General features: G+C 38.6%; 27 protein-coding genes. 23 read left to right on the plus strand and 4 right to left on the minus strand.

All coding sequences use genetic code 11. The features are described from left to right. The first annotated feature begins 101 nt into the window (after window positions 1–101). From QNH48_RS05500 to QNH48_RS05550, 11 genes are read left to right on the plus strand one after another with little or no spacing between them, the layout of a single operon-like run. Window positions 102–1,184 (plus strand): hypothetical protein, encoded by a 1,083-nt coding sequence (locus QNH48_RS05500; protein ID WP_283954111.1) that lies wholly within the window; start codon window positions 102–104, stop codon window positions 1,182–1,184. Continuing rightward, a complete protein-coding gene (locus QNH48_RS05505; RefSeq protein ID WP_283954112.1) occupies window positions 1,171–3,339 on the plus strand; it encodes a molybdopterin oxidoreductase family protein in 2,169 nt (722 codons plus the stop codon). Before QNH48_RS05500 ends, QNH48_RS05505 begins: the two co-directional genes overlap by 14 nt. Then, window positions 3,340–3,900, plus strand: a complete 561-nt coding sequence (locus QNH48_RS05510) for a 4Fe-4S dicluster domain-containing protein (RefSeq protein WP_063253156.1) — start codon at window positions 3,340–3,342, stop codon at window positions 3,898–3,900. 11 nt (window positions 3,901–3,911) lie between these two features. Further along, window positions 3,912–4,436, plus strand: coding sequence for a QcrA and Rieske domain-containing protein (locus tag QNH48_RS05515; RefSeq protein ID WP_095249980.1), 525 nt, complete (start codon window positions 3,912–3,914; stop codon window positions 4,434–4,436). Further along, window positions 4,426–4,617, plus strand: a complete 192-nt coding sequence (locus QNH48_RS05520; protein WP_095249981.1) for a hypothetical protein — start codon at window positions 4,426–4,428, stop codon at window positions 4,615–4,617. The genes QNH48_RS05515 and QNH48_RS05520 overlap by 11 nt, the downstream gene beginning before the upstream one ends. Next, window positions 4,610–4,921, plus strand: a complete 312-nt coding sequence (locus tag QNH48_RS05525; protein ID WP_283954113.1) for a hypothetical protein — start codon at window positions 4,610–4,612, stop codon at window positions 4,919–4,921. The genes QNH48_RS05520 and QNH48_RS05525 overlap by 8 nt, the downstream gene beginning before the upstream one ends. Continuing rightward, entirely contained in the window at window positions 4,908–5,180 is a 273-nt protein-coding gene (locus QNH48_RS05530; RefSeq protein ID WP_283954114.1) for a hypothetical protein, read from the plus strand. The genes QNH48_RS05525 and QNH48_RS05530 overlap by 14 nt, the downstream gene beginning before the upstream one ends. Before the next feature lie 22 nt (window positions 5,181–5,202). Next, window positions 5,203–5,856: a sensor histidine kinase gene (locus QNH48_RS05535; RefSeq protein ID WP_283954115.1), complete on the plus strand. Its 654-nt coding sequence runs from the start codon at window positions 5,203–5,205 to the stop codon at window positions 5,854–5,856. A gap of 20 nt (window positions 5,857–5,876) precedes the next feature. Next, complete coding sequence (locus QNH48_RS05540) at window positions 5,877–6,530, plus strand: response regulator (RefSeq protein ID WP_283954116.1); 654 nt, start codon at window positions 5,877–5,879, stop codon at window positions 6,528–6,530. A gap of 15 nt (window positions 6,531–6,545) precedes the next feature. After that, on the plus strand, window positions 6,546–7,007 hold the full coding sequence (locus tag QNH48_RS05545) for a GAF domain-containing protein (protein WP_283954117.1): 462 nt from the start codon (window positions 6,546–6,548) through the stop codon (window positions 7,005–7,007). Window positions 7,008–7,010: 3 nt separating this feature from the next. Continuing rightward, a complete protein-coding gene (locus QNH48_RS05550) occupies window positions 7,011–8,069 on the plus strand; it encodes a sensor histidine kinase (protein ID WP_283954118.1) in 1,059 nt (352 codons plus the stop codon). Window positions 8,070–8,115: 46 nt separating this feature from the next. Here the strand turns inward: QNH48_RS05550 and QNH48_RS05555 are convergent, their stop codons facing one another. Beyond that, the gene (locus QNH48_RS05555; protein WP_283954119.1) at window positions 8,116–9,768 is read right to left on the minus strand and encodes a glutamine--tRNA ligase/YqeY domain fusion protein; all 1,653 of its coding nucleotides are present in this window, start codon (window positions 9,766–9,768) and stop codon (window positions 8,116–8,118) included. A gap of 165 nt (window positions 9,769–9,933) precedes the next feature. Here QNH48_RS05555 and QNH48_RS05560 point away from each other — a divergent pair, with 165 nt between their 5' ends. The 8 genes from QNH48_RS05560 (at window position 9,934) to kynB (ending at window position 18,384) form a co-directional block, all read left to right on the plus strand. Beyond that, on the plus strand, window positions 9,934–10,917 hold the full coding sequence (locus QNH48_RS05560; RefSeq protein ID WP_283955692.1) for a Gfo/Idh/MocA family protein: 984 nt from the start codon (window positions 9,934–9,936) through the stop codon (window positions 10,915–10,917). A gap of 171 nt (window positions 10,918–11,088) precedes the next feature. Continuing rightward, entirely contained in the window at window positions 11,089–12,102 is a 1,014-nt protein-coding gene (locus QNH48_RS05565) for a 4Fe-4S binding protein (protein WP_283954120.1), read from the plus strand. 685 nt (window positions 12,103–12,787) lie between these two features. Then, entirely contained in the window at window positions 12,788–13,618 is an 831-nt protein-coding gene (kduI, locus tag QNH48_RS05570; RefSeq protein WP_133370434.1) for a 5-dehydro-4-deoxy-D-glucuronate isomerase, read from the plus strand. A gap of 60 nt (window positions 13,619–13,678) precedes the next feature. Continuing rightward, window positions 13,679–14,461: a 2-dehydro-3-deoxy-D-gluconate 5-dehydrogenase KduD gene (kduD, locus tag QNH48_RS05575; protein ID WP_095249991.1), complete on the plus strand. Its 783-nt coding sequence runs from the start codon at window positions 13,679–13,681 to the stop codon at window positions 14,459–14,461. 316 nt (window positions 14,462–14,777) lie between these two features. After that, window positions 14,778–14,987, plus strand: a complete 210-nt coding sequence (locus QNH48_RS05580; protein WP_283954121.1) for a hypothetical protein — start codon at window positions 14,778–14,780, stop codon at window positions 14,985–14,987. Between the two features lie 43 nt (window positions 14,988–15,030). After that, complete coding sequence (locus QNH48_RS05585; protein WP_283954122.1) at window positions 15,031–15,813, plus strand: IclR family transcriptional regulator; 783 nt, start codon at window positions 15,031–15,033, stop codon at window positions 15,811–15,813. A 123-nt stretch (window positions 15,814–15,936) separates the two neighbouring features. Beyond that, window positions 15,937–17,694: a WG repeat-containing protein gene (locus QNH48_RS05590; protein WP_283954123.1), complete on the plus strand. Its 1,758-nt coding sequence runs from the start codon at window positions 15,937–15,939 to the stop codon at window positions 17,692–17,694. 69 nt (window positions 17,695–17,763) lie between these two features. Next, the gene (gene kynB, locus QNH48_RS05595; protein WP_283954124.1) at window positions 17,764–18,384 is read left to right on the plus strand and encodes an arylformamidase; all 621 of its coding nucleotides are present in this window, start codon (window positions 17,764–17,766) and stop codon (window positions 18,382–18,384) included. Between the two features lie 395 nt (window positions 18,385–18,779). Here the strand turns inward: kynB and QNH48_RS05600 are convergent, their stop codons facing one another. Both QNH48_RS05600 and QNH48_RS05605 read right to left on the minus strand, forming a co-directional pair. Further along, on the minus strand, window positions 18,780–19,871 hold the full coding sequence (locus tag QNH48_RS05600) for a copper resistance D family protein (RefSeq protein ID WP_283954125.1): 1,092 nt from the start codon (window positions 19,869–19,871) through the stop codon (window positions 18,780–18,782). Further along, window positions 19,872–20,096, minus strand: coding sequence for a hypothetical protein (locus tag QNH48_RS05605; RefSeq protein WP_283954126.1), 225 nt, complete (start codon window positions 20,094–20,096; stop codon window positions 19,872–19,874). A 306-nt stretch (window positions 20,097–20,402) separates the two neighbouring features. On the opposite strand from QNH48_RS05605, the gene QNH48_RS05610 reads away from it, so the two are divergent. Next, window positions 20,403–20,657 carry an amino acid decarboxylase gene (locus QNH48_RS05610; protein WP_283954127.1) on the plus strand — a complete coding sequence of 85 codons (255 nt, stop codon included), beginning with the start codon at window positions 20,403–20,405 and terminating at the stop codon, window positions 20,655–20,657. On the opposite strand, the gene QNH48_RS05615 is transcribed toward QNH48_RS05610, so the two are convergent. Next, window positions 20,654–21,352, minus strand: coding sequence for a Crp/Fnr family transcriptional regulator (locus QNH48_RS05615; RefSeq protein ID WP_283954128.1), 699 nt, complete (start codon window positions 21,350–21,352; stop codon window positions 20,654–20,656). The two genes, QNH48_RS05610 and QNH48_RS05615, sit on opposite strands and share 4 nt — an antisense overlap. 158 nt (window positions 21,353–21,510) lie before the next feature. On the opposite strand from QNH48_RS05615, the gene QNH48_RS05620 reads away from it, so the two are divergent. The 3 genes from QNH48_RS05620 to QNH48_RS05630 all read left to right on the plus strand — a co-directional run bounded on the left by QNH48_RS05620 (window position 21,511) and on the right by QNH48_RS05630 (window position 23,868). Then, window positions 21,511–21,720, plus strand: a complete 210-nt coding sequence (locus QNH48_RS05620) for a heavy-metal-associated domain-containing protein (protein WP_283954129.1) — start codon at window positions 21,511–21,513, stop codon at window positions 21,718–21,720. 95 nt (window positions 21,721–21,815) lie between these two features. Continuing rightward, window positions 21,816–22,610: an MBL fold metallo-hydrolase gene (locus QNH48_RS05625; RefSeq protein WP_283955693.1), complete on the plus strand. Its 795-nt coding sequence runs from the start codon at window positions 21,816–21,818 to the stop codon at window positions 22,608–22,610. 121 nt (window positions 22,611–22,731) lie between these two features. Continuing rightward, the gene (locus QNH48_RS05630) at window positions 22,732–23,868 is read left to right on the plus strand and encodes a DEAD/DEAH box helicase (RefSeq protein WP_283954130.1); all 1,137 of its coding nucleotides are present in this window, start codon (window positions 22,732–22,734) and stop codon (window positions 23,866–23,868) included. The last annotated feature ends 51 nt before the right edge of the window (window positions 23,869–23,919 follow it).

Genomic DNA, 23,919 nt, shown 5'->3' on the forward strand with positions numbered 1-23,919 from the left:
GAGAGATGGGGGAGTTCCCCTATATTGGTAACACTAAAGATTTTCTTACAATAAGAGTAAGAATAATTCGTTAGTGTTATTTTTTTTGAGGAGGAGCTCCAATGCAGGCAAATACGTCAACAAATCAGAAAGCGGAACGCTCAATCAATGGTGCTTTTGCATCTAAGTTTGCTAAATCTATGTTTTTAACTGTTTCCGCTATTGTTATTCTTTCTTTCATTGCAACGAGAATGTTTACCCATGTTGATTTAAATCTATACGGATATATGGTAGGAACAGTTGTTTTTATCGGTGGATTTTTCTATCGCTTTATCGCATGGGGGGAGAGACCGCCAACCAAAATTTTTATCAAAAAGGGCTTAAAGCTTTTAAAAAGAAAAAGCACCCCTAAAACGGCAGTTAACCATTTAGCTATTTATGATTTTATTAAAAACCGCGGATTGTACCGCTGGGTGCAGCATATGTTAATCGGCTGGGGTTGTGTTCTTGCCTGTCTAGTTACATTCCCACTTGTATTTGGCTGGATGTACTTCACGATGGATGAAATGGGTCAATATACGATTGTCCTAATGGGTCTAAATTTAATGACGGTAAAAGCTGATGGAATCATTGCGTGGTTCTCTTATAATGCCTTAAATATTTCAGCGGTTATGGTCATTTCAGGTGTCTGTATGGCTCTTTACCGCCGCTTAAAAAATATGCAGGCAAGAGCAGAGCAAAAGTTCATCTATGACTTCCTACCGCTTTACTTATTGATATTTATTTCTGTAACAGGACTTTTATTAACCGTCCAAAATGTTTGGCTTCATGGCTGGATGCAGCCGCAAATGTCATTGATTCACCAATTTTCCGTTATTGTCACGCTAATTTATTTACCATTTGGAAAGCTCGCTCATATTCCTTTCCGTCCGGTGAGTGTTTTTGCGAAGAATTACCGTGAGCACTATGCTGAACAGGAAGAGAAAAAGTGTAAAGTGTGCGGTGACCATTTCGTATCAGTCGAACAGTCAAATGATGTCATTCAAGTACTGGGAGTAAATGCGATCGAATTCAATATGGAAGATGGCTTTAATCTTGCTGAATTATGCCTTCCATGCCGTAGAAAATATCGTATTTCAAGATTCTCTGGAATACCAACGCACCAAGTGAAAGTTAAGGAGGCAAATCAGAATGCAAAGGGATAAGTTTTTTAAAGAAATAGAAAATGTACGCCACCCAAATGAAACTCTCGTAAAAACGCACTGCAGCTATTGCGGTATGCAATGCGGGATGAACTTACGTGTCAATACAAAGACCAATAAAATAATCGGCGTTGAGCCTCGTTATGATTGGCCAGTAACCGTCGGTAAAATGTGTCCAAAAGGGGTTACTGCCTACCAACAAACGAATCATGATGATCGGATTTTAAAACCTTTGATTCGTGATGATGCATCCCTAAAAGGAACAAAAGAAGGCTTCCGTGAAGCTACCTGGGAAGAAGCATATGACTTAATCGTGAAAAAATTCCAAGAGCTGCAGCGTGATTTTGGTAAGGATTCACTAAGTGTATATAGTGGTGTATCCATGACCAATGAAAAATGTTATCTAACTGGTAAATTTGCGCGTGTTGGCTTACAAACACGCTACATTGATTACAATGGACGCTTTTGTATGGCGAGTGCTGCCGGAGGATTTTTGAGATCCTTCGGAGTCGACCGTGGATCAACCTTACCATGGACAGATCTTCATGAAACAGATTGTTTGTTTATCGCAGGAAGCAACACGGCAGAATGCCACCCAACATCTATGTTTAGAGTTTGGGCAGTTCAAGAGCGTGGTGGTTATTTAATCGTAGCAGATCCTCGTGAAACACCCATTGCCAGAAGAGCAGATGTCCACTTGGATTTAAGACCAGGAACCGATCTTGCCCTTGCAAATGGAATTTTAAATTTATTAATCCAGAACGGCTATGCAGATGAAGAATTCGTAAACAACCATACAAACGGCTTTGAGGAAACAAAAGAACTAGTGAAAGAATTCACACCAGAATATACGAGTGAACTTACTGGAGTTGCACCAGAGAAAATCATTCGTGCAGCTGAAATTTATGGAAAAGCACCAAATGCAATCGTTATGTTTGCCCGCGGAATTGAGCAGCAGGTTAAAGGAGTAGATAATGTTTCTGGATATACGAATATGGCGTTAGTGACTGGCAAAATTGGCCGTCCAAAAGCAGGGGTTGCTACTTTTACAGGCCAGGGGAATGGCCAAGGCGGACGTGAACACGGTCAAAAGGCAGATGCACTTCCAGGTTACCGAAAAATTAATAATCCTGAGCATGTTAAGGCGGTAGCCAAGGTATGGGGCATTGAACCAGAAGAAATGCCAAAAGAGGGTGTCTCCGCTTATGAAATGTTTGGTTTGATGGAGCAAAAGGTCATCCGTGGATTATATTTATTGTGCTCAAATCCAGCGGTTTCTGCACCAAACTTAAATTACGTACGTGAGCAGATGAAAAACCTTGATTTTATGGTTTGTTCGGATTTCTACCTTTCAGAATCAGCGGAATTTGCAGATGTTATACTTCCAACCACTACTTGGTCTGAAGATGAAGGAACCGTTACAAATCTAGAAGGACGCTGTATAAAAATTAACAAGGCACAAGAGCCGCTTGGTGAATCTAAACCAGATTGGCAAATCCATGTTGAATTGTGTGAACGTCTTGGCAGAGGAAAATATTTCTCACATTTAAAAACAGCTAAAGATGTTGCTGATGAATTCCGCTTAGCTTCAAAAGGCGGCTATGCGGATTATTATGGAATCACCTGGGATAAAATCGAAAAACAAGATGGTGTATTCTGGCCTTGTAAAGATGAGAATGATCCTGGAACACCACATATGTTCCTAGATAAAAAATTCTATCATCCAGATGGAAAGGCGAAAATATGTGCCCTTCCATACCGTCCACCGGCTGAAGAGCCCGATGAAGAATATCCATTGCGCTTAACCACTGGACGCGTTGTTTATCATTATCTATCTGGGAACCAAACAAGAAGAATCAACTTCCTACGGGATATGTGTCCAGAGCCGTACGTAGAAGTACACCCAGAAACAGCTGAAAAATATAACATAAATCATGAAGAAATGGTTCGTTTATATACTCGCAGAGGCGAAGCAGAGTATAAAGTAAAAGTCACAGAAGCTATCCGAAAAGATACGGTTTTTGTACCTTATCATTTTGGTCATGATAAATCTATTAATCTATTAACGATTGCTGCTCTTGATCCAATGTCAAGAATGCCGGAATTTAAAGCTTGTGCAGCGCAGATTGAAAAACTTGAACTAAAGAAGGTGCAGTAAATGAAAAAGAGGCTATATTTAGAACTTGAAAACTGTATAGGCTGCCGCTCGTGTTTGGCTGCCTGCACACAGTGCGGTGGTCATGAAGAGCGTAACCGTAACTATGTATACGATGTTAACCCGCTTGTTAACCGTCAAACCATGCCTCTAATGTGCCTTCACTGTGTGAATCCAGCATGTGCGAGAAGCTGTCCGGCACAAGCAATCCAAATTCATGAAACAGGAGCTGTTCTTTCAGCTCTTGTGGAAAAGTGTATTGGCTGCCAAAACTGTACGATTGCCTGCCCTTACGGTATTCCAAAGTTTGATACCGAGCAAAATCTAATGTATAAGTGCGATCTATGTATCGACCGTACAAAAGACGGAATCCCTCCAATGTGTGCAAGCGTATGTCCGTCCAATACTTTGCAATGGTTAACAGATGAAGAAATTGAAGCGAAGCAAAAGCAATTTAATTTAGATAACGGTAAATGGGTTACAAGCATGCCTTATTTAGAAGGCGAAACAAATGTTAGAGTGAATCTCCCTGGAATCCTGCAGGGTGTCACGAAATTGTTTTAGGAGGGATTAACATGACAGATAAAAATAATAAAATCCCGTTCAATGAAGATAACTATACACATAATATAAACCGCAATAATGAAAGAAAATTGGACCGCCGCGGTTTTATGAAAACATTAGTCGGTGCTGCGGGTGTATTTGCAGTTTCTTCTCTTCCGTGGGGTGTATTGGCTGCGAAAGAGCTTAACGGACTGGGAGACAAAAAATATCCAAAACAGAAAATTATCGATGTAAAGTCTTTACCTATTGGCGATGCAGTAGATTTCCATTTTCCAGGTGAACATGATAGCGCGATTTTAATTAGGCTATCCGAGGAGAAATATGTTGCTTATCAAAATGCGTGTACTCATCTTCGCTGCCCTGTATTTTGGAAGAAAGATGAGGGCGAAATGCTCTGCCCATGTCATCACGGGAAATTTGACGTTGAAACAGGTGCGCCTACAGCTGGTCCTCCAAGACGCCCGCTCCCTGAGATTTATGTGAAAGTAGAAAACGGAACAGTTTATGCTGTTGGGGTGAAGCGCTATGAAGCGTAGTTATGGAAGTGTTGCGCTCCTTTTAGTCATATTAATGTTAAATATAATAGCTACACAATTTATGGTTCATCAGTATTTTTATGAAAATTATACGAACACAATTGTTGCAGCAGTCATCAATGTAATCCTTTTCCCTGCCGCATTCCTTATTTATAAAAAAGGTGTGAAAATCAATGAATAGTGAAACGTATCTAGATTTTTGTTTTATACGAGAACAAACAGGTGATTTTGCTGCCGATATTGATGAATTATTGAAAAGCATGTTTGGGAAAAAGCGATTAAATTGGTTTCTAGAGGAAAAGACAATAGAGGGAGCAGAAATGGTAATCGCAGAAGTAAAAGGAATGAGCGATTGGAGTTCAGAGGAAGAAACCATCCTATTCCTTGAGGACCATGCAGATTCAAAGTTTTGGGAGTATCTGCAAGGTTACAAAATGTTCATCTATCCAGCCAAGAAGGGATGTAACAGCTGTGGAACCCATTAATGTAGATGAATTGCAGAGATTCGTTGGGGCAACAATGAAAATAGCGATAGAAGATATAGAGGGCGGGGATCAAGCCCCAGTTGTTAAGAAAATGATAAAAAAAGTTCAGACCTGTCCTGATCATACGCATGTCCGTTTTTATTTTGATACTATCTCTTTTTTAGCAGTCCCACTTAACAGCAAAGTAAATCAATCGGAAGCTAGCTTCTCAGCTTCTGACCTAGTTAGTGGTTTAACCTATACATTTCAAAAAGTCTAGCAAAAGGTCACGGGGGTAAAGTATGGAGCATTCTGCCTCAAAGCAACAAATTCGTTCTTATATTATTCAATCACAAGAGGAAGAAATTAAACGTATTTCTTTGGAGCTGCATGAAGGTGTTGGTCAAAATCTATTTAGTATTCTTACTGGATTACAATTTGTTGAATCAGGATTAAGTCAGCCTCATTTGAAAAACTATTTACATGAAATGACTCAGTTGATTGAAAGAACGATACAAGAGATTAGATTACTCTCAGTCGAGCTCCATCCCCCAGCCTTAACCACACTTGGCTTACTGCCAGCAATTAAGAGCTATATTAAATTATATACCTCAACATTTGGAGTTCTTGTTGATTTAGAATCAATTGGGGAAGAGAAACCAATTCAAGAGCAAAAGAGTGTTGCGGTTTTTCGAGTTTGCCAGGAGGCACTTACAAATATCGCGAAACATGCTGATACATCGAATATGAAAATGAGTTTGTTTTGGAAGGAAGAGGAATTGAGAATCTCGATTATTGATTTCGGTGGAGGATTTGTCGTAGACGAAATGGGAAATAACCATGTTACCTTAGGAATAGCAGCCATGAAGGAAAGAATGCTTCTAACTGGCGGGCATTGTGTTATTTCCTCTAAAATAGGAGAAGGTACGTCTGTTGAAATATCTCTTCCTTTATAGGAAGGGAAGGAGAGGTAAATTTGATTAAAATCCTATTAGTTGATGACCATGCCGTGGTAAGAATGGGTCTTACCATGCTGTTAAATACAAATCCCGAAATGCAAGTAATTGGTGAAGCCTCAGAAGGCAATGAAGGCATAAAAAAGGCCTTGAAGCTTAAACCCGATGTGGTTGTGATGGATTTAAGTATGCCTCATGGTAAGGATGGATTATCTGCGACATCTGAATTGAAAAAGCTAATGCCTAATGTAAATATTTTAATTCTAACCATGCATGATGATGAGGAATACCTGTTTAGAGCCATTCAAGCTGGTGCGTCAGGCTGTATATTAAAAAGTGCGCCGCATGATGAGCTGATGTCTGCGATTGAGTCCGTCTCTTTAGGGAATGCTTATTTACACCCAGCAGCTACAAAAAGATTAATGGAAGAATATTTAGGCGGCATTAAGCATGACAGCCATGATACCTATCATCTTTTATCCGACCGTGAAAAAGAAGTCCTCACACTTGTAGCTAAAGGCTATGCAAACAAAGAAATAGCGGAGCAGTTAGTCATAAGTGTAAAAACGGTTGAAACCCATAAAGGTAACTTAATGGAAAAACTGCAAATGAAGACAAGACCTGAACTAGTGGAGTATGCAGTTAAAAAGGGGCTCTTAGGTTATGGAATTTAAGGAGAAGACCAACGAATGACAGAAATAAGAGAAATTCATGCGGTAATGGAAGTTTGTGATCAGTTACGGAAAGAAGTGGAATGTGATTTTGTTGCCCTTGCCCTTCAAAATGAAGTAGGTCCCGATGTTCAATGGCATTATGCTTCAGGAAACGTAAACGATAAATATAAACGAATAACTGTCCGTTTTGGAAAAGGAATCGCAGGAAAAATCATTTCAAGCGGCAGTCCAATGATGATGAGCAACTTTCCAAATGATATCTATGGAAAAGTAACCGACCATCCCATTATGCTTGCTGAAAAACTTGTTTCCTGTTATGCGTCGCCTTTATTTTTTAATGGCACCCCAAAAGGTGTATTGCTGGTTGGAAAAAGGGTCTCATACACATTTTCTGAAAATGAGCAGGAAAAGGTGAAAGAGTCATGCGAAACTCTTGAGCAGCTCTTAAGAAGTCATATCTTAGGGGAAGGGGCTTAAGTCATGGAGACAAATCGTCAGCAATCACTAAATCAGCTCAGCAGCCTAGAGTTGGAATTGAAAAAGTCGATTCAAGAATTAATGGATATTAAATTCGCTCTTGATGAATCTTCCATTGTCGCGATAACAGATTCTAGAGGAACCATTACATATGTAAATGAACAATTTATTCAAATTTCGAAGTATACAAAAGATGAGCTTATAGGGCAGGACCATCGGATATTAAATTCCGGTTACCATTCTGCAGAGTTTTTTAAGGAAATGTGGAGAACGATTGGTTCGGGTAAAACCTGGAAAGGTGAAATCTGTAACCGTGCTAAAGAAGGGACCACCTATTGGGTGGATACTACAATTGTTCCATTTATGAATGATAAGGGAAAACCTTATCAATATTTGGCGATTCGTTATGAAATTACAGAACGAAAAAGAGTGGAACAAGAACTTCAAAAAATGATGACAACCATTATTGATGTTCAAGAAGAAGAACGCAGGCGTTTATCTCGAAATTTACATGATGGCATCGGTCAAAATTTATATAGTCATCTGATTACGATAAATCGTTTACTTTCGGAATTAGACCATCCTCTTCTTCAGCAAATGCAAAAGGAAGCAACCCAATTAATTGAAGAAATCCGCGATATATCTTGGGAATTGCGTCCATCTGTATTGGATGACCTGGGACTCGTTCCTGCGATTCGTTCCTTCCTTTCCCGCTTTTCTGAGAACTATGGGGTTGATGTTTATTTTGAATGTGTGCTGAACCGACGCTTAGATATAAGCATTGAGCTGACGATATACCGTATCATTCAGGAAGCACTAACCAATATTCGAAAGTATGCAGATGTAACCGAGGCAACTGTCACCGTAAGAGAAATGGATCAATCAGTAAGGGTTATGATTGAGGATAAGGGGATAGGCTTTGAAATGGTGAAGCAAGCTCGCGGCGTAGGTCTATTTAGTATGGATGAACGAGCTAGAGCTGTTGGCGGAGAATTGACTATTTTCTCAGCTCTTGGTAAAGGAACAAAGATTATCCTAGAAGTCCCAGTAACCCGTTCATAACAATAATCAAAAAAATAGAACCAGGTAATCCCTGGTTCTATTTTTTCTATATCTTAAAAGAACTCTTTAATGAAACAATTCGGTTAAAGACGAGTTTATCAACAGTCGTATGCTTTGGATCAACATTGAAATATCCATGTCTAAAAAATTGGAATTTGTCATAAGGTCTGCTTTCCCGCATGTTCGGCTCAACAAATCCTTGTAATACTACTAGTGATTCAGGATTTACGTTATCAAGGAAGGTTTTTTCTTCCGCGTCATCTTCCGTTTTATCAAGAATAAGTGGTTCGTATAAACGAAACTCGGATGGAACAGAATTGGTTGCTTCCACCCAATGAATGGTTCCTTTTACCTTACGGCCAGTAAAGCCGGTACCACTTTTAGTTAACGGGTCATAGGTGCAGCGCAGTTCAACGACTTCTCCATTTACATCCTTGATGACTTCTTCACATTTAATAAAATAAGCATGTTTAAGGCGTACTTCATTACCAGGGAAGAGGCGGAAATATTTAGCCGGAGGATTTTCCATGAAATCGTCTTTTTCGATGTAAATTTCACGAGAAAACGGAATTTTTCGTAACCCCATTTCAGGAACCTCAGGATTAATCTCGGCATCAAGTAATTCGATTTGTCCCTCAGGATAATTCGTGATGACCACTTTTAAAGGATTCAGAATCCCCATAGTCCGAGGAGCTTTTAATTTTAAGTCTTCTCTAACAAAGTGTTCAAGCATTTGGGAATCTACGGCGCCGGAACCTTTTGATACACCTGTTTCACGAACAAAATTACGAATCGATTCAGGAGTAAATCCTTTTCGTCTCATTCCAGAGATTGTAGGCATCCTTGGGTCATCCCAGCCATCAACGAACCCTTCGTCCACGAGCTGCTTCAGTTTCCGCTTGCTCATTACCGTGTTGGTTACGTTTAAGCGGCCGAATTCTATTTGCTGCGGTTTACTATCCATTTCGCATTGTTCCACTACCCAGTTATAAAGTGGACGTTGGTCTTCAAACTCAACGGTACAAATGGAATGGGTGACGTCCTCAATCGCATCCTCTAAAGGATGAGCAAAAGCATACATCGGATAGATACACCATTTATCGCCTGTGTTATGGTGTGTTGCATGAGAAATTCGATAAATGACTGGATCACGTAAATTGATATTAGGTGATTTCATATCAATTTTTGCGCGAAGAACCTTTTGACCATTTTCAAATTCTCCGTTTCTCATCCGTTCAAATAAATCAAGATTCTCCTCGACAGAACGATCACGATAAGGGCTCTCTTTACCAGGAGAGGTCAAGGTGCCTCGGAACTCACGAATTTCGTCAGCGGACAAGTCATCCACGTAGGCAAGTCCTTTTTTAATTAACAGCACAGCACGTTTGTACATTTCTTCAAAATAATCTGAAGCAAAATGTAAGTTATCCCATTCAAATCCAAGCCATTTCACGTCTTCTTTAATGGAATTAACATATTCGACGTCTTCCTTTAACGGATTGGTATCATCAAATCGTAAATTGGTCTTTCCATTAAATTCATCCGCTAATCCAAAATTAATGATAATGGATTTAGCATGACCGATATGTAAATATCCATTTGGCTCTGGAGGGAAACGAGTGATAATTTTATCGTGTTTGCCAGATTCCAAATCCTTAATCATAACATCTTTTATAAAATTAGAACTTAGATTGTCCACTCTATTCAACCTCTTTCTTTCATCTCTATTACTTATAAATAACATAAAATATGATATTTTTCCATTGTACCCAACTATTCATTAGAAAAATAGTGGAATTGGTAAAAAGAGTGCAAAAAGGCTACAATATATACTTATAGAAGGAATGGAAGGGGATTTTATATGATTAATTTAGGTACAGTCGGAACAGGATGGATTACAGAATCCTTTATAGATTCAGCAAAATTGAGCGGAAAACTAACTTTAACAGCAGTTTATTCCCGAACAGATGATAAAGCAAAAAACCTTGCCCATACATATAACGCAGCACACTATTTTACTGATTTAGAGGAAATGGCAAAAAGTTCTGAAATTCAGGCTGTCTATATTGCTTCACCCAATTCAGTCCACTTTGAGCAGGCACTTACTTTCTTGAAAAATAAAAAGCATGTCATTTGTGAAAAGCCGATATTTTCAAATACAGCTGAATTAGAAGAAGCTTATCAAACAGCTGAGGAGAATGGAGTTTATTTATTTGAGGCCATTCGAAATATTCATACTCCAAACTTTCGTATTTTAAAAGAGAAGCTTCATATGGCAGGTAATCTAAGAAGTGCTATTCTTCCATATATGAAGTATTCTTCACGCTACGATTTGTTTTTACAAGGGGAGGAGCCGAATATTTTCTCAAGTACCTATTCCGGAGGAGCATTAGTAGATTTAGGGGTGTATCCGCTCTTCTTAGCTGTCGGTCTATTTGGTGAGCCGAAGAAGGTCACCTATTATCCAGTAATACTAAGGACCGGTGTCGATGGCAGCGGTACACTTATTTTAGAGTATCAAGACTTTGTCTGTACGATTCTTTGTTCAAAGATTTCTGATTCGGAACTTCCATGTGAGATTCAAGGAGAAAAGGGTACATTTATCCTCGAAGATGCTGCGCCAATATCCGAAATAAAATTCATTGACTGTCATACAAAAGAAAGCGAAATTTTCAGTGTTGCTCAGGAAGAAAAAGACATGGTCTATGAGTGCATCAATATCGCTGAAATCATTGAAACAAACAATGAACAAGAATATGAGAAGTTAAAGGAATGGAGTAAAAAAGTAATGCGAGTAACAGAAGAAGCGCGGAAACAGAACAACATTGTGTTTGGAGTAGAACGCTAGGAGAATTTTTAGATATCCAGTAAACCCTATACGTCTTATAAACTAATTATGTCTTTTTTTAGTATAGGGTTGTGAACTCTTTATGAATCCGCCATTCTTGATGACTTTTATCACATCCCCAATTTTACTTCGTTCTTTATATTTAAGGTGAAGAAGATTGGGGGAATCGTAATGAAGTCAATGAACTGGTACAAGAAACAGTTGAAAAGAAAACCGGTTCAAATAACAAGGTACGTCGTTCAAGCTGTATTCCTGTTATTTTTACTATATGTAGGTGTCCGTTTTTATCAATTCTATACGCATTTTGAAACACTAGGAGAAACACCATTTGTTGAAAGGCCAGCGGCTGTTGAAGGATTCCTGCCAATTAGTGCTTTAATGGCATTAAAGGTCTGGCTTGCCACAGGAGATTTTGATTTGATCCATCCTGCCGGACTAGTATTGCTAAGCTTTTTTGTCGGAGGTGCCATTCTTTTCCGGAGATCGTTTTGCAGCTGGATTTGTCCAATTGGAACAATGAGTGAGTGGATTGCAAGAGTGGGAAAAAAGCTGTTTAAAAGAAATTTTGAAGTGCCCACCTGGCTCGTTTGGCTGTTAACCCCAATCAAGTATTTATTATTGCTTTTCTTTTTGGGTATGGTGGTTGTTATACCGACGTACGGTGCAATTGCCTTCTTAAACGAACCATATAACAAAATATCTGATGTGAAAATGCTGACATTTTTCTTAGATATTAGCGCTTTTGGGATTGGTTTTCTTACTGTAATGATTGCACTATCTTTATTCTATAGAAACTTCTGGTGTCGCTTTCTTTGTCCTTATGGAGCGTTCATCGGACTTGGATCGATATTTAGAATTTCAAAGGTTCGTAGAAATGAAGAGACATGCACAAATTGTGAAATGTGTACAAAAGTATGTCCATCCAGAGTAAAAGTGCATAAGGTAGAAACTGTTAATAACTTGAATTGTACCGCTTGTATGGCCTGTGTAGAGGCATGTCCTGTAAAGGATACCTTGAATATGACGGTAGCAAATAAAAAGGTAAGTAAATGGTTTATTCCGGTTTCATTCTTTGTCGTATTTTTCTTAATAGTGGGATTTGCAAAAATGACGGGACACTGGGAAACCATCATTAGTTATGAAGAATGGAAAATATTAATTCCTGAAGCAAAATATATAGATTAGGAAAAAGAGTAATCTGCTGCCCAAACAGATTACTCTTTTTTTATTGGCTGTGTTAAATCACGCTGTTGATTTGTGCTCCACTAAGGAATGCTTCTTCGAATAATCACCGCAGGGACAGGCTGTCTCTGCCTGTCCCGAGGCGCTTCGGGAAGCCTGTCTAGCTGCAGCGCCTAGCCCCTCGAGTCGCTTCGGTCCCAACGTTGAAGTCAAAGAACAACTTCATCGTCAGGCCCTCCAGCGCTTGTCGGGGCTGTACAAGGCGCTTCCGCTTTTCCTACTCCTCGGCGCTTAGAGATAAGCGGGGTCTCCCCTGTCCCGTCCTCCTGCAGGACATTGATTTACTTCCTCGAATCTGCCCACGCACGAAGAAAATGCGATAGCATTTTCGAGGAGTCTCGCGCCTTCCGCACAAATCAACAGAGTTCTTAAATCAACAGTTTCCTTTAACACAGCCTTTTGTTTTGAAATTTATCTGATTATTTCTTAAAACAAGTTGAAAAACTTAAAAATGTCCAATATAATGAGAATGTACATTTCCAAATAAACAATCGAATTTCCTATTTGGAAATAAAAGAAGGAAATCTCCAAAGTTAGCAAAACTGTATAGTTAGGTACCATGCAAGTAATAAGAAAATTCAAAGGAAAACGTCAGTGCAAAAATAAATCGATACCAGGAGTGAATAAAATGGAAACTCGCTATACACATAGCCCAGAAGATATTCGTCATTATTCAACAGATCAATTACGCAAGGAATTTTTAGTAGAAAGTATTTTTGTACCAGGGGAAGTAAGATTGACGTATACCCATAACGACCGGATGATCTTTGGCGGTGTTACACCAACAAATCAGCCTTTAACAATTGAACTTTCTACAGAATTAGGAGTTACCTACTTCTTAGAACGTCGTGAACTTGGTGTTATTAATATCGGTGGACCAGGATCTATTGTAATCGAAGGCAGAGAAGAACCAATGAAAAAGCAAGATGGATATTACATTGGAAAAGAAACAAAGGATATTCAATTTAAATCAGAAGATCCGTCTAATCCAGCAAAATTCTATACCGTATCTGTACCAGCTCACCATAAATATCCAAATGTAAGAATTAGTATTGATAATATCGAACCAATGGTGACAGGGGATTCCTCCACTTTAAATCATCGTTCTATCTATCAATATATTCACCCGAATGTATGTGAAAGCTGCCAGCTTCAAATGGGATATACCATCCTAACTCCAGGAAGTGCTTGGAACACAATGCCAAGTCATACACATGAACGCCGTATGGAAACGTACCTTTATTTCGATATGAAAGAAGATACTCGTGTTTTCCACTTTATGGGCAAACCGGATGAAACCAAACATTTAGTTATTGCGAATGAACAGGCTGCCATCTCACCAAGCTGGTCTATTCATACAGGTGTAGGTTCAAGTGACTATACTTTCATTTGGGCAATGTGCGGTGAAAACATTACATATAATGATATGGACATGGTGCCAATGAAGGACTTAAAATAAATCCTTTTGTTAATTGATTGTTTTAATGTACTTCATTAAACAGATACGGAGGTTTTGAAAATGACGCAGGACTTACAACAATTTTCATTAGATTATTTTAAATTAGATGGTAAAGTTGCGATTGTGACAGGCGGTAATACTGGAATTGGACAAGGCTTTGCGGTTGCGCTGGCAAAAGCAGGTGCGGATCTTTTTATTACTACCCATGGAAATAACTGGGGAGAAACGAAAGAACTAATCGAAAAAGAAGGACGTCGAGCAGCGTTTTTTCAAGGTGATTTAACAGATAAACAAGTTTCAAAGGATATCGTTGCTAAATGCTTAGAAACATATGGAAGAGTAGATATCTTAGTAAATAACGCAGGTACCATCCGCCGTTCGCCTATACTAGAATATAAGGAAGAAGATTGGGATGCAGTAATGGATATTAATCTAAATGCTGTTTACTCATTGAGCCAAGAAGCTGCAAAGGTAATGGCAGAACAAGGCAGCGGAAAGATTATTAATGTTGCATCCATGCTCTCTTTCCAAGGCGGTAAATTCGTACCTTCCTATACAGCCAGCAAACACGGTGTCGCTGGTTTAACAAAAGCCTTTGCGAATGAATTAGCGATAAAAGGTATACAAATTAATGCCATAGCGCCTGGTTATGTGGAAACAAAAAATACTGCACCAATTCGTGAGGATGAAGTGCGTCATGCAGAAATTACCTCTCGTATTCCTGCGGGTCGTTGGGCAACTCCAGCTGATTTGCAAAGTGTAGTAGTCTTCCTTGCAAGCAGAGCATCTGATTATATGAATGGAGCCATTATCCCAGTTGATGGCGGCTGGTTAGTTCGCTAGAAAAAAATGTTTATAGAATAAATTTTTAAGAATATAGCTATTCCTAAATAGCTATATTCTTTTCATTATCCGGGGGAATGTCCCTCTTGATGAAAAAGAAGCAATCCCATTTATTATTGGCTGTCTCCCAAAAGGTGAGTGGCAGTTTAATAATGATAGGAGATATGGTAAGATTGGAGATACCTTTTTACAATTCCATTTAATGAATGAATTTAATTTGGAGGAAAAAGAGGATAGAATATCAATCACCAGTTCGCTTACATCGGGTTGGAATGGAGTTATTATCTAGATTGTATCCTCAAAGGAAGCCCTTATTTTGGGCATACATGACTTGGAATCATTTATCACGGCAATGAAAGAAAAGAATAAAGCATGTTTTACAGGTGAGGGTTTAGATGGAAAAAGGACCGCATCTTTTGTAACGTGGAGAAATGATTTATTACAATTCAGTTTGGACAAGCAGGGAACCGTTGAACGACTCCTCAATGGTCAAAAACATTCTTTTGATAATTATCCAATAATATAAAGTACAATATAATAAATTTTAATGAGGAAGGGAGGTAATTAAATTGGAAAATGCAAAACAGCCATATGGTACTGTTCTAATAAAGGCTTCTAGTATCCTAGATTATCTATCTGCAAAGAAAGAACCACAATCCTTAAATGTGATTGCACAGGAAACAGGATTAACAAGCTCAACGGCCTTAAAGATATTGGATACCCTTCTTCTTATTGGTTATGTAAAAAAACATCCAGAAACAAAGAAATTCGAACTAGGAAGTGCCTTAATTAAATACGCCAACAAGTATCTTGCAGATTTGGACATTTCAAAAATTTCTTATCCACATTTAAAAGAACTGCAAGGTCGTTTAGATGAAACAATACACTTAGGAATTTTAGAAGGCGATGAGATCCTAACGGTTAATAAATTGGAAACGAAAAAACCGATCGTGTGTTTAAATTCAAGGATTGGTTTATCGAAGCCGCTTTATTGTTCCTCAATGGGAAAAGCCGTGCTAGCAGAAATGTCAGAAAGTGAAGTATTAGCTTATCTTAGCCGAGTGGAACTAAAGGCACTAACTGAAACCACTATTACAGATTCGGAAGCTCTGGTAAGACAGTTAGAGGATATAAAAAGAAATGGGTATGCTGTAGATGACAGTGAAGGTGAAAAAGATGTGTATTGTCTAGGTGTATCACTTCGAATGAATAACAAAACATATGGTGCTTTTAGCGTAAGTGTGCCCTCCTATCGAATTTCACCTGAAGTTAAAGATGAAATCGTTCAAGCCATATTGAAAACAAAGGAAAATATCCAGAGAGAATTACAGCAAAATTATGTTTTTATCTAAACTTAAAAGAATCTATTTTGAAGAATCTCTTTCAAAATAGATTCTTTTTGTATGTATAGAAGATGAGATACATCCAGCCCATTTATACATATATATAATTAAAAATAAAATGGGGTAATCGTGATGTCTCAAAGAAATATGGAACAGGAAAATTGGATTATCTATCTTCTTTCCTTATCCAGAATGGTTTATCTTTTTCAGGCAGAAGTAAAAGGGATAGGCGGCCGTAAGTGGGGATACATCAATGAAAAAGGTGATTTTGTTCTTCCTCCAAAATATGATATGGGTCGTGAATTTCAGGAAAATGGCTTGGCTATTGTTCAAGTAGATAATCTAACTGGAATCATCAACAGTGACGGTTATTTTATTGTGAAACCAAAATATGATACAATCAATCCTTTTTCAGAAGGGCGGGCAGCTGCTATTGACGGAGAAGGTTATAAAATATTAGATGAAAGTGGAAAGGAAATAACCACAAAGGCATATCTCTTTATTGGAGATTATCAGGAGGGCAGAGCAGTAGTTGCCGATAATAACGAGCATGGCGACTATTTACTTGGTTATTTGAATAGAAGAGGCAAGGAAGTCATTCCGTTGTCCTATGAAGCTGCTAGTGACTTTCAAGACAGCAAAGCGGTTGTAAAAGTCAAAGAGGGCGGATATTCGTTGATTGATCTAACAGGGAAGGTATTGAAATCCTACCCTTACCCTTTTGTAAATTATTATGGAGAAGGGATGCTGGCATTTAAGGAAAAGGAAGATGGAAACTGGGGTTACATGGACGAATCAGGGAAGGTGGTCATTGAGCCCAAGTATATGGGAGTACAACAGTTTATCGATGGAAAAGCGATTGTAACGGTAGAAAACCATAATCATGATTATTTTGGTTTAATTGACCGGCAAGGAAATTTTATCATCAAACCTCACTATAATAGCCTATTAAATCTTGGAGAAGAGCGGTATGCGTTAGGGAAGGCGATTGATCCTGAAAAGCCATATCTGTTTCCAAAATATGCAATCGCCGACTCTAACGGTCAAATTTATACTGGTTTTATCTATAATGGTGTTTCCAAATTTAAAGAAGGAATCGCCTCTGCATATAATGATGAACTCACTTTCTTTATCGATAAACGTGGTCAAAGAATTGAACATCTTCCAAAGATTAACGGCAGTGGTTCATTGGCATTTGAGAAATCATTAATAAAGGGGGATATTGATCTCCGAATTCTCTATTTTGATAAAAAAGGCAAATTGATTTGGAAGCAAAATTCTATCATTCCTTTAAACAACGATTATTCTGTTATCGAAAACAAATATAAACCAAATAAGGATTATTTAGTTTATTATCCACAGTTAAAGGGTGTTAAGTCTCAGGAGAGTGTAAATCAGACTTTGAAGGACCTTTCTGGAGTGAAGCCAACGCTTGCGCATACGCAATTGGAATCAAGCTACGCAGGTGATTTCGATGTAAGCTTTTATAAGAAAACCCTGGTAGTCATTGAGATAAAAGGATATGATTATCCTTTTGGTGCGGCTCATGGAATGCCAGTTAGAAAATATGCACATATAGATCTTAAATCTGGCAAATTTTATCAACTTAAAGATTTATTTAAGCCGGAAGCAGATTACGTAGAGGTCATTAGTCAAATTGTTGGAGAACAAATCAAAAATGATGATCAATATTCCTATGTCTTCCCGGATTCTAATAAAGGAATAAAAGCAGACCAGCCATTTTTTATTAGTGAAGGGGCGTTGAATGTTTATTTTGGGCCATATGAAATTGCCCCATATGCTGCAGGCTTTCCAACGTTTACAATTCCGTTTAATGAGATAAGCAGCATCATTAATCGTGCTGGAGACTTTTGGCTTTCGTTTCATTAATTGACAACATCTTGGCAGCGATATATTTTTAACGTAGGCTAATTAATTGCTGTCAAGGGAGTGGGAAGAATGAAGATGATCGATATTTCCAGAAGGCTAGAAAACGGAATGCCAGTTTGGCCCGGAGATACAACCTTTCAATATGAGGTTTCATGGTCCAAAGCAGAGAGTGGATCGGTGAATGTAGGTAGCCTTTCAATGAGTACACATACAGGGACGCATGTGGATGCGCCTTTTCATTTTGATGATAATGGAAAAAGAATTATTGAATTAGACCTTGAGTTGTATATCGGTCCTGTAAGGGTAGTCGATATGATTGGGAAAGAAAGTATAGGAGCGAAGGATTTGGAAAATGTAGATTTAGAAGGCTTCCAAAGAGTATTGTTTAGAACTTTGGCTTGGGAGAATTCAAGAGAGTTTCCTGAAAAGATACCTTTTATGGAAGGTGACCTCGGTCCATACTTGGCGGAGAAGGGAATTAGACTCATCGGGGTGGATGTTCCATCCGTCGATCCGATTGACAGTAAAGACCTGCATGCGCACCATAGCTTAAATGAAAATGGAATCCATATCCTCGAATCAGTCCTTTTGGATCAAGTAGAACCTGGTGATTATGAGCTAATTGCCCTGCCGCTGCCATTGGTTGAAGGAGATGGAAGTCCGGTAAGAGCCGTGTTACGTTCACTTTAAAAAATAAGGCTATGTTAAAGCTAATTATTGATTTTGGCATTCTGTTGATTTGTGCGGAAGGCGCGACACTCCTCGAAAATGCTATCGCATTTTCTTCGTGCGAGGCAGATTCGAGGAGGTAAATCAATGTCCTGCAGGAGGACGGGACAGTGGAGACCCCGCTTATCTCTAAGCGCCGAGGAGTAGGAAAAACGGAAGCGACTCGAGGGGCTAGGCGCTGCAGCTAGACAGGCTTCCCGAACCGCCTGCGGAAAGCGAAGCGCCTCGTGACAGGAAGAGACCGCCTGTCACTGCGGTGATTATTCAAAGAAGCTTTCCTTAGTGGAGCACAAATCAACAGCCAAGTTTAACAAAGCAAAAAAAGAAGCAGCGGGAATCCATTTCCGCTGCTTCTATCATGATAGGCTTAACATAAATCCAATATAGCCAGAAATGATAAATAATAGACTCAATACTATCGACAAAGCCCTTGGAGCTTTTTTTATAAAAGTTACAAACACTAACGCTAGAAAAAGTATAGCGATAATAAAAAGTGTGATTGAAACAAACCCTGGGGCAAAGGTAATCGGAAAATTGATCTCACCCGGATGGAAAAAGGAAAACAGCTTAGAAGCACCTTCTGCCCTAATCATTGAACCTAGTTCATGAGGCGGTGAAGCTTGTCCTAGTGCGCCAGTAATAGAAAAAACGCTTAAAACAATCACGCTCTCAAGCCGTGCCCATGGCAGCGGATTATAAGATGGATCTTTTTGGAGCCTTTTCCGAATCAAAAAGCTATTGATAAAGGCGAAAACTAGTAATGGAAGAATTGCTATATGTTTAATTAATAATGTCTGCCCATAAGAAATAGCTGTTACACTAACATAATCGGACAATTCCATGTGAAAAGTCATTAAGGATATACCTGTTATGGTCGTAATAACTAAACATAATATAGCAACTGGCGAAAACCACTTCAAGAATTTCAGCCAATGATCATGGTTCCGTGAAAACCAACTCACCACCATCAAGATTCCAACCCATGTTGTAATCGCTAAAAAGTGGGCAGTGTGGGTGAGGAAACCTGCTATTTTGGATAAGGATGCTGCATGGCTGGACCAGCCAAGTGAAGCAATTAAGATAAGTGTAAAGATGAGACCTGTTAAAGAGAATAAAGGCTTTTGTTCAAGTTTAAGCGGGATTAGATATATGAACAGGATCAACGAAATAAAAACCGTACTAATCCAGGTCTTGCCTACCTCAAAATTCATTAATACAGATTTAATGGTATAGCCTAAACCTAGGTCCTCATATAAATATAGAACAATTTTTAATACCGGCAAAAAGGAAAATAGGGCAATCCCTAATGCGGCAGCCAAAAGCACACCTTTTGGAATCTTAATTTCTGGACGAGCATTTTGGGGAATAAGATTCAAAATAAAGCTCCCGAGTAACAATGAAAAACAAATATAAAGTGATGCCTCACTTACAATTCCTGCAATAAACATCTAGACGTATTTCCTCCTATAAATCAACCAATAGCTTCCGAAGCCCAAAACGATAATTAAACCCATTATGGCTGGGAGTGCATAATTCATCACAGAAGGTTTTTCTGAAATCGTTTTATTTCCTTCTGTGGATTCTTCCTTCATTACCGCTTTAGTATCCGGGGCAGCAGTTTCAATTTCTTTATTCTTTTCAACTTGTACTGGTGGTGTTGTATTTGTTTCCATGTGGGAATGCGCAAAGGTTTGTGAACCCAATAAAAAGAACAACAAACATGAGACCAGAGTAATTTTGTTTAACATCATTTTCAACTCCGATATATTGTTATCTTGCTGCCCTTCATTCTACCACCAATCATAGGAAGTTATCTCAATTTAAGTATATTGTTCACAATACGTTCAAAAATTAATATTTCCCAATCTTCCCCTGGATAAATGCTAAAAACATAGTTGAACTTGATATATATCAATTTTCAAAATATAAAGGGCTGGTACACTTGGAGATAATCTTACTTAAGAGGAGATGAAAAAAGGATGAGCGATTTCCAAATAGAAAATCAAAGAGCCGTCATAGATATTCGCGAGAGAGTCTTAAAGGGCGAACATCCACGACGGGAAATTATAAATTTTGTAAAGTCTGCACCTGTGGGTACCATATTTGAAATTCATTTACCACATCGTGGCGAACCGCTGGTTGCGACCTTTCAATCTTTGGGGATGAATGCGATTGTAAATGAAATCGAACCAGCGCACTTTCGTCTCATGGCAATAAAATTAAATGAAATTTAACCAAACTCAGAAATTCTTTTTAGTTGGTCCGGCTCTAGAATCTGTAATTGCCTTTGACCTTCCATCCGAATAATATTTTTGGACATAAATGTCAAAAGCTTTCTGCTTACGGATTCTGGAGTTGTTCCAATAAAACTTGCTAAATCCTTCTTTGTAATCGGCAGCGTAAATACCTCATTCTGGATGTTCATTTTTTCATGGAAGAGTAGAAGTGCCTTTGCAAGCCTTTGTTCTACTTCCATTAAACTTAGATTCCCCATGGATTCATCTGCTTCATAAAGACGGTCGTTCATCGCCACTAAAAAGCGGAACGCCATATCAGAATTACCCTCCATTGTTTTTAAAAAGTCATTTTTTTCTATTGAACATATCATCGTTTGATGGACGGCCTCAGCATTAATATAATGTTTCTCATCTCTTAAAAGAGAATATAGGCCAAAAAAATCTCCAGGAAACAGAAGTCGAACAATTTGTTCTTTTCCGTCTGCAGATGTTTTCGTTAATTTAATCAGCCCTTCTTTAACGACAAATAATGTACTTAAACGTTCGCCTTCTCTAAAAATATATTCCCCTTTATGTGCCTTTCGGCTGCGCGTGACCTTCCGTAGTTGCTGAATATCCTCTTCATTCAGCCCTTTAAAAACAGGAACAGTGATGAGACAGGATGATTCATGAGAGCAATGTTCACAACACACGATTATAACCACTCCCTTAGAGTATTCGTTACTATATAGTTTATCTTTCTTTTTTTGTTTTTGTAGTGATTCATATCAACCTTGATGTAAGTCAAGGTTGATATGAATCAATTCTTATAAACTAATGTAGAATCCATGATTGAAAGGGGATATTCAAAATGAGTATGATACAGTTATCTCTAAATGATGTTGCCTGCTCTGGGTGTATAGGGAAAATCAAGAGGAAAATAAAAAGGTATAACGGGATTGAGAAGGTAAAAATTTTAGCGGGCAGTGGTAAAATTGAAATTAACTATAATGAAGCGATTATTGAATCTGAGGAAATAAATTCTACCATTCATAAATTGGCGATAAGAACATTTGATTAATATATTCATCCTCTCTGTTAAATAATAAATAAAAACAGGGGGGATTTTTTTTGAAACAAAATCAGGACAGTAAGTTTGAAGGATCATTTCTACCTATGACCTCCATTGGCAGCGGTATGGGTATTGCCGTTTTGCCTGATGTGTATTGTTATACGAATCAAATCGTCAATCTAGCATTAGTGGGTAATCAGAATGAATTTGTACTTGTGGATGCAGGTATGCCTAAAAGTGCCGATGAAATTAGCGGAATGATTGCAGAGCACTTCGGAGAACAGGCACGACCAAGTGCCATCATTCTGACTCATGGTCATTTTGATCATGTTGGTTCGCTGGTTGAACTTCTAGAAAATTGGCGGGTTCCTGTTTATGCACATGAATTGGAGATCCCTTATTTAACAGGCAAAAAGGATTACCCACCAGGCGACCCAAGTGTCGACGCAGGAATGGTGGCAAAATTGTCCCCAATGTTTCCGCATCATGGAATTAATATTGGAGAACAGGTAAAGGCTTTTCCACAGGATGGTTCAATCCCTCATATGCCTGGGTGGAAATGGATACATACCCCGGGACACACTCCTGGTCATGTTTCATTATTTCGGGAAGCAGATCGAGCCCTAATCGCTGGGGATGCTTTTGTCACAGTTAAACAAGAATCACTTTATAAAGTATTAACGCAAACACAGGAAATAAGCGGGCCACCTCGATATTACACAACGGATTGGGAAGCTGCCTATGAATCCGTTAAAATCCTAGAGGCTTTGAAGCCAGAAGTAGCCGTAACCGGGCATGGACTCCCAATGAATGGTGAAGAATTAAGAGAGAATCTAAGCTATTTAACAGCTAATTTCAGAGAAATAGCTACGCCAAAAAATAGCCGATATACGAATTGAAGTACTCCCCATTCCTTGCGAAGGAATGGGGTTTTTTATGGACACTTTTTAGTAAATAGGATAGTATCAAAGTCATGTATGGATATAATATGTAGAAATGAGATAAAAAAAGGAGTACGAAATGTTAAATACCTTAAACCCTTTTTTACAGGAAGCATGGGAAAAGTCAGGTTTTCAAAATGCAACTTCTATTCAAGAAGCGGCCATTCCTCTAATTCTTGATGGAAAAGATTTAATCGCAGAATCCCCAACAGGCACTGGCAAAACACTTGCCTATTTACTGCCGTTATTAAATAAAATTGAATCTAATTCACAATCACTGCAAGCTGTTGTGCTAGCATCTTCACAGGAATTGGTTATGCAGGTTTATCAAGAATTTCAAAAGTGGTCAGAAGGCAGTGGAGTAAGAGGCACCTCCATAATTGGCGGTGCAAACGTAAAACGCCAGCTTGAAAAATTGAAAAAGCGCCCCCATGTTATATTTGCTACGCCAGGGCGATTATTTGAATTAATCAAACAGAAAAAAGTGAAAATGCACGAAGTGAAGCTAGTTGTTTTAGATGAAGGTGATCAACTGCTGATTCCAGAGCATATTAACACGGTCCAAAATATTGTTAAATCAACAATGGGAGATCGCCAAGTGGTTTTATTCTCGGCAACGATGAAGGCTGGAACGGAGAAATTAGCAAAGGAAATTACCAAGGAACCTGAAATTCTTCGGATAGAAAAGGATGAGATGGCTTCTTCTGGTGATGTTGAGCATATCTATTTTCTAGCTGAACCTAGAGATAAGATTAAGCTGCTTGAAAAAATCGCCCGGTTAGAAAACATCAAAGCACTTGCGTTTATTAATGATATTGGCGAAATTCAAGTATACAAAGAAAAGTTCAATTTTAAAGAATTGTCAACTGGAATTTTACATAGTGACATGAAGAAATTGGAACGACAGGCAGAGCTTAAAGCTTTTCGTGATGGAAAAACAAAAATGCTAATCGCTACAGATGTGGCAGCGAGAGGATTGGATATTCAGGGCGTTACACATGTTGTTCACGTAGACTTTCCGAGGGACATTGCTCAATATGTGCATAGAACTGGAAGAACAGGAAGAATGGGCGCGGATGGTACCGTCATTTCATTAGTGACAGAGCGTGAAGAGCGAGAGTTAAAACGATATTGCCAAGAACTGAATGTCACGCCTAGTAAGAGAATATTTTACAAAGGACAAATTGCTGAGCTAGAACAAAAGGCAAGGCGTTAATCTAAGACAGTGGGGATACCTGCTGTCTTTTATTATTGCAGGATTTCCACA

This window comes from Neobacillus sp. YX16 (assembly GCF_030123505.1).
In the GTDB taxonomy this organism is placed as follows: domain Bacteria; phylum Bacillota; class Bacilli; order Bacillales; family Cytobacillaceae; genus Neobacillus.

Excerpts from the sequence above, each read along its gene's own strand:
- QNH48_RS05500 (WP_283954111.1), top strand. The coding sequence starts at position 102 with ATGCAGGCAAATACGTCAACAAATCAGAAAGCGGAACGCTCAATCAAT.
- QNH48_RS05505 (WP_283954112.1), top strand. The coding sequence starts at position 1,171 with ATGCAAAGGGATAAGTTTTTTAAAGAAATAGAAAATGTACGCCACCCA.
- QNH48_RS05510 (WP_063253156.1), top strand. The coding sequence starts at position 3,340 with ATGAAAAAGAGGCTATATTTAGAACTTGAAAACTGTATAGGCTGCCGC.
- QNH48_RS05515 (WP_095249980.1), top strand. The coding sequence starts at position 3,912 with ATGACAGATAAAAATAATAAAATCCCGTTCAATGAAGATAACTATACA.
- QNH48_RS05520 (WP_095249981.1), top strand. The coding sequence starts at position 4,426 with ATGAAGCGTAGTTATGGAAGTGTTGCGCTCCTTTTAGTCATATTAATG.
- QNH48_RS05525 (WP_283954113.1), top strand. The coding sequence starts at position 4,610 with ATGAATAGTGAAACGTATCTAGATTTTTGTTTTATACGAGAACAAACA.
- QNH48_RS05535 (WP_283954115.1), top strand. The coding sequence starts at position 5,203 with ATGGAGCATTCTGCCTCAAAGCAACAAATTCGTTCTTATATTATTCAA.
- QNH48_RS05545 (WP_283954117.1), top strand. The coding sequence starts at position 6,546 with ATGACAGAAATAAGAGAAATTCATGCGGTAATGGAAGTTTGTGATCAG.
- QNH48_RS05550 (WP_283954118.1), top strand. The coding sequence starts at position 7,011 with ATGGAGACAAATCGTCAGCAATCACTAAATCAGCTCAGCAGCCTAGAG.
- QNH48_RS05565 (WP_283954120.1), top strand. The coding sequence starts at position 11,089 with ATGAAGTCAATGAACTGGTACAAGAAACAGTTGAAAAGAAAACCGGTT.
- kduI (WP_133370434.1), top strand. The coding sequence starts at position 12,788 with ATGGAAACTCGCTATACACATAGCCCAGAAGATATTCGTCATTATTCA.
- kduD (WP_095249991.1), top strand. The coding sequence starts at position 13,679 with ATGACGCAGGACTTACAACAATTTTCATTAGATTATTTTAAATTAGAT.
- QNH48_RS05590 (WP_283954123.1), top strand. The coding sequence starts at position 15,937 with ATGTCTCAAAGAAATATGGAACAGGAAAATTGGATTATCTATCTTCTT.
- kynB (WP_283954124.1), top strand. The coding sequence starts at position 17,764 with ATGAAGATGATCGATATTTCCAGAAGGCTAGAAAACGGAATGCCAGTT.
- QNH48_RS05600 (WP_283954125.1), bottom strand. The coding sequence starts at position 19,871 with ATGTTTATTGCAGGAATTGTAAGTGAGGCATCACTTTATATTTGTTTT.
- QNH48_RS05605 (WP_283954126.1), bottom strand. The coding sequence starts at position 20,096 with ATGGAAACAAATACAACACCACCAGTACAAGTTGAAAAGAATAAAGAA.
- QNH48_RS05610 (WP_283954127.1), top strand. The coding sequence starts at position 20,403 with ATGAGCGATTTCCAAATAGAAAATCAAAGAGCCGTCATAGATATTCGC.
- QNH48_RS05620 (WP_283954129.1), top strand. The coding sequence starts at position 21,511 with ATGAGTATGATACAGTTATCTCTAAATGATGTTGCCTGCTCTGGGTGT.
- QNH48_RS05625 (WP_283955693.1), top strand. The coding sequence starts at position 21,816 with ATGACCTCCATTGGCAGCGGTATGGGTATTGCCGTTTTGCCTGATGTG.
- QNH48_RS05630 (WP_283954130.1), top strand. The coding sequence starts at position 22,732 with ATGTTAAATACCTTAAACCCTTTTTTACAGGAAGCATGGGAAAAGTCA.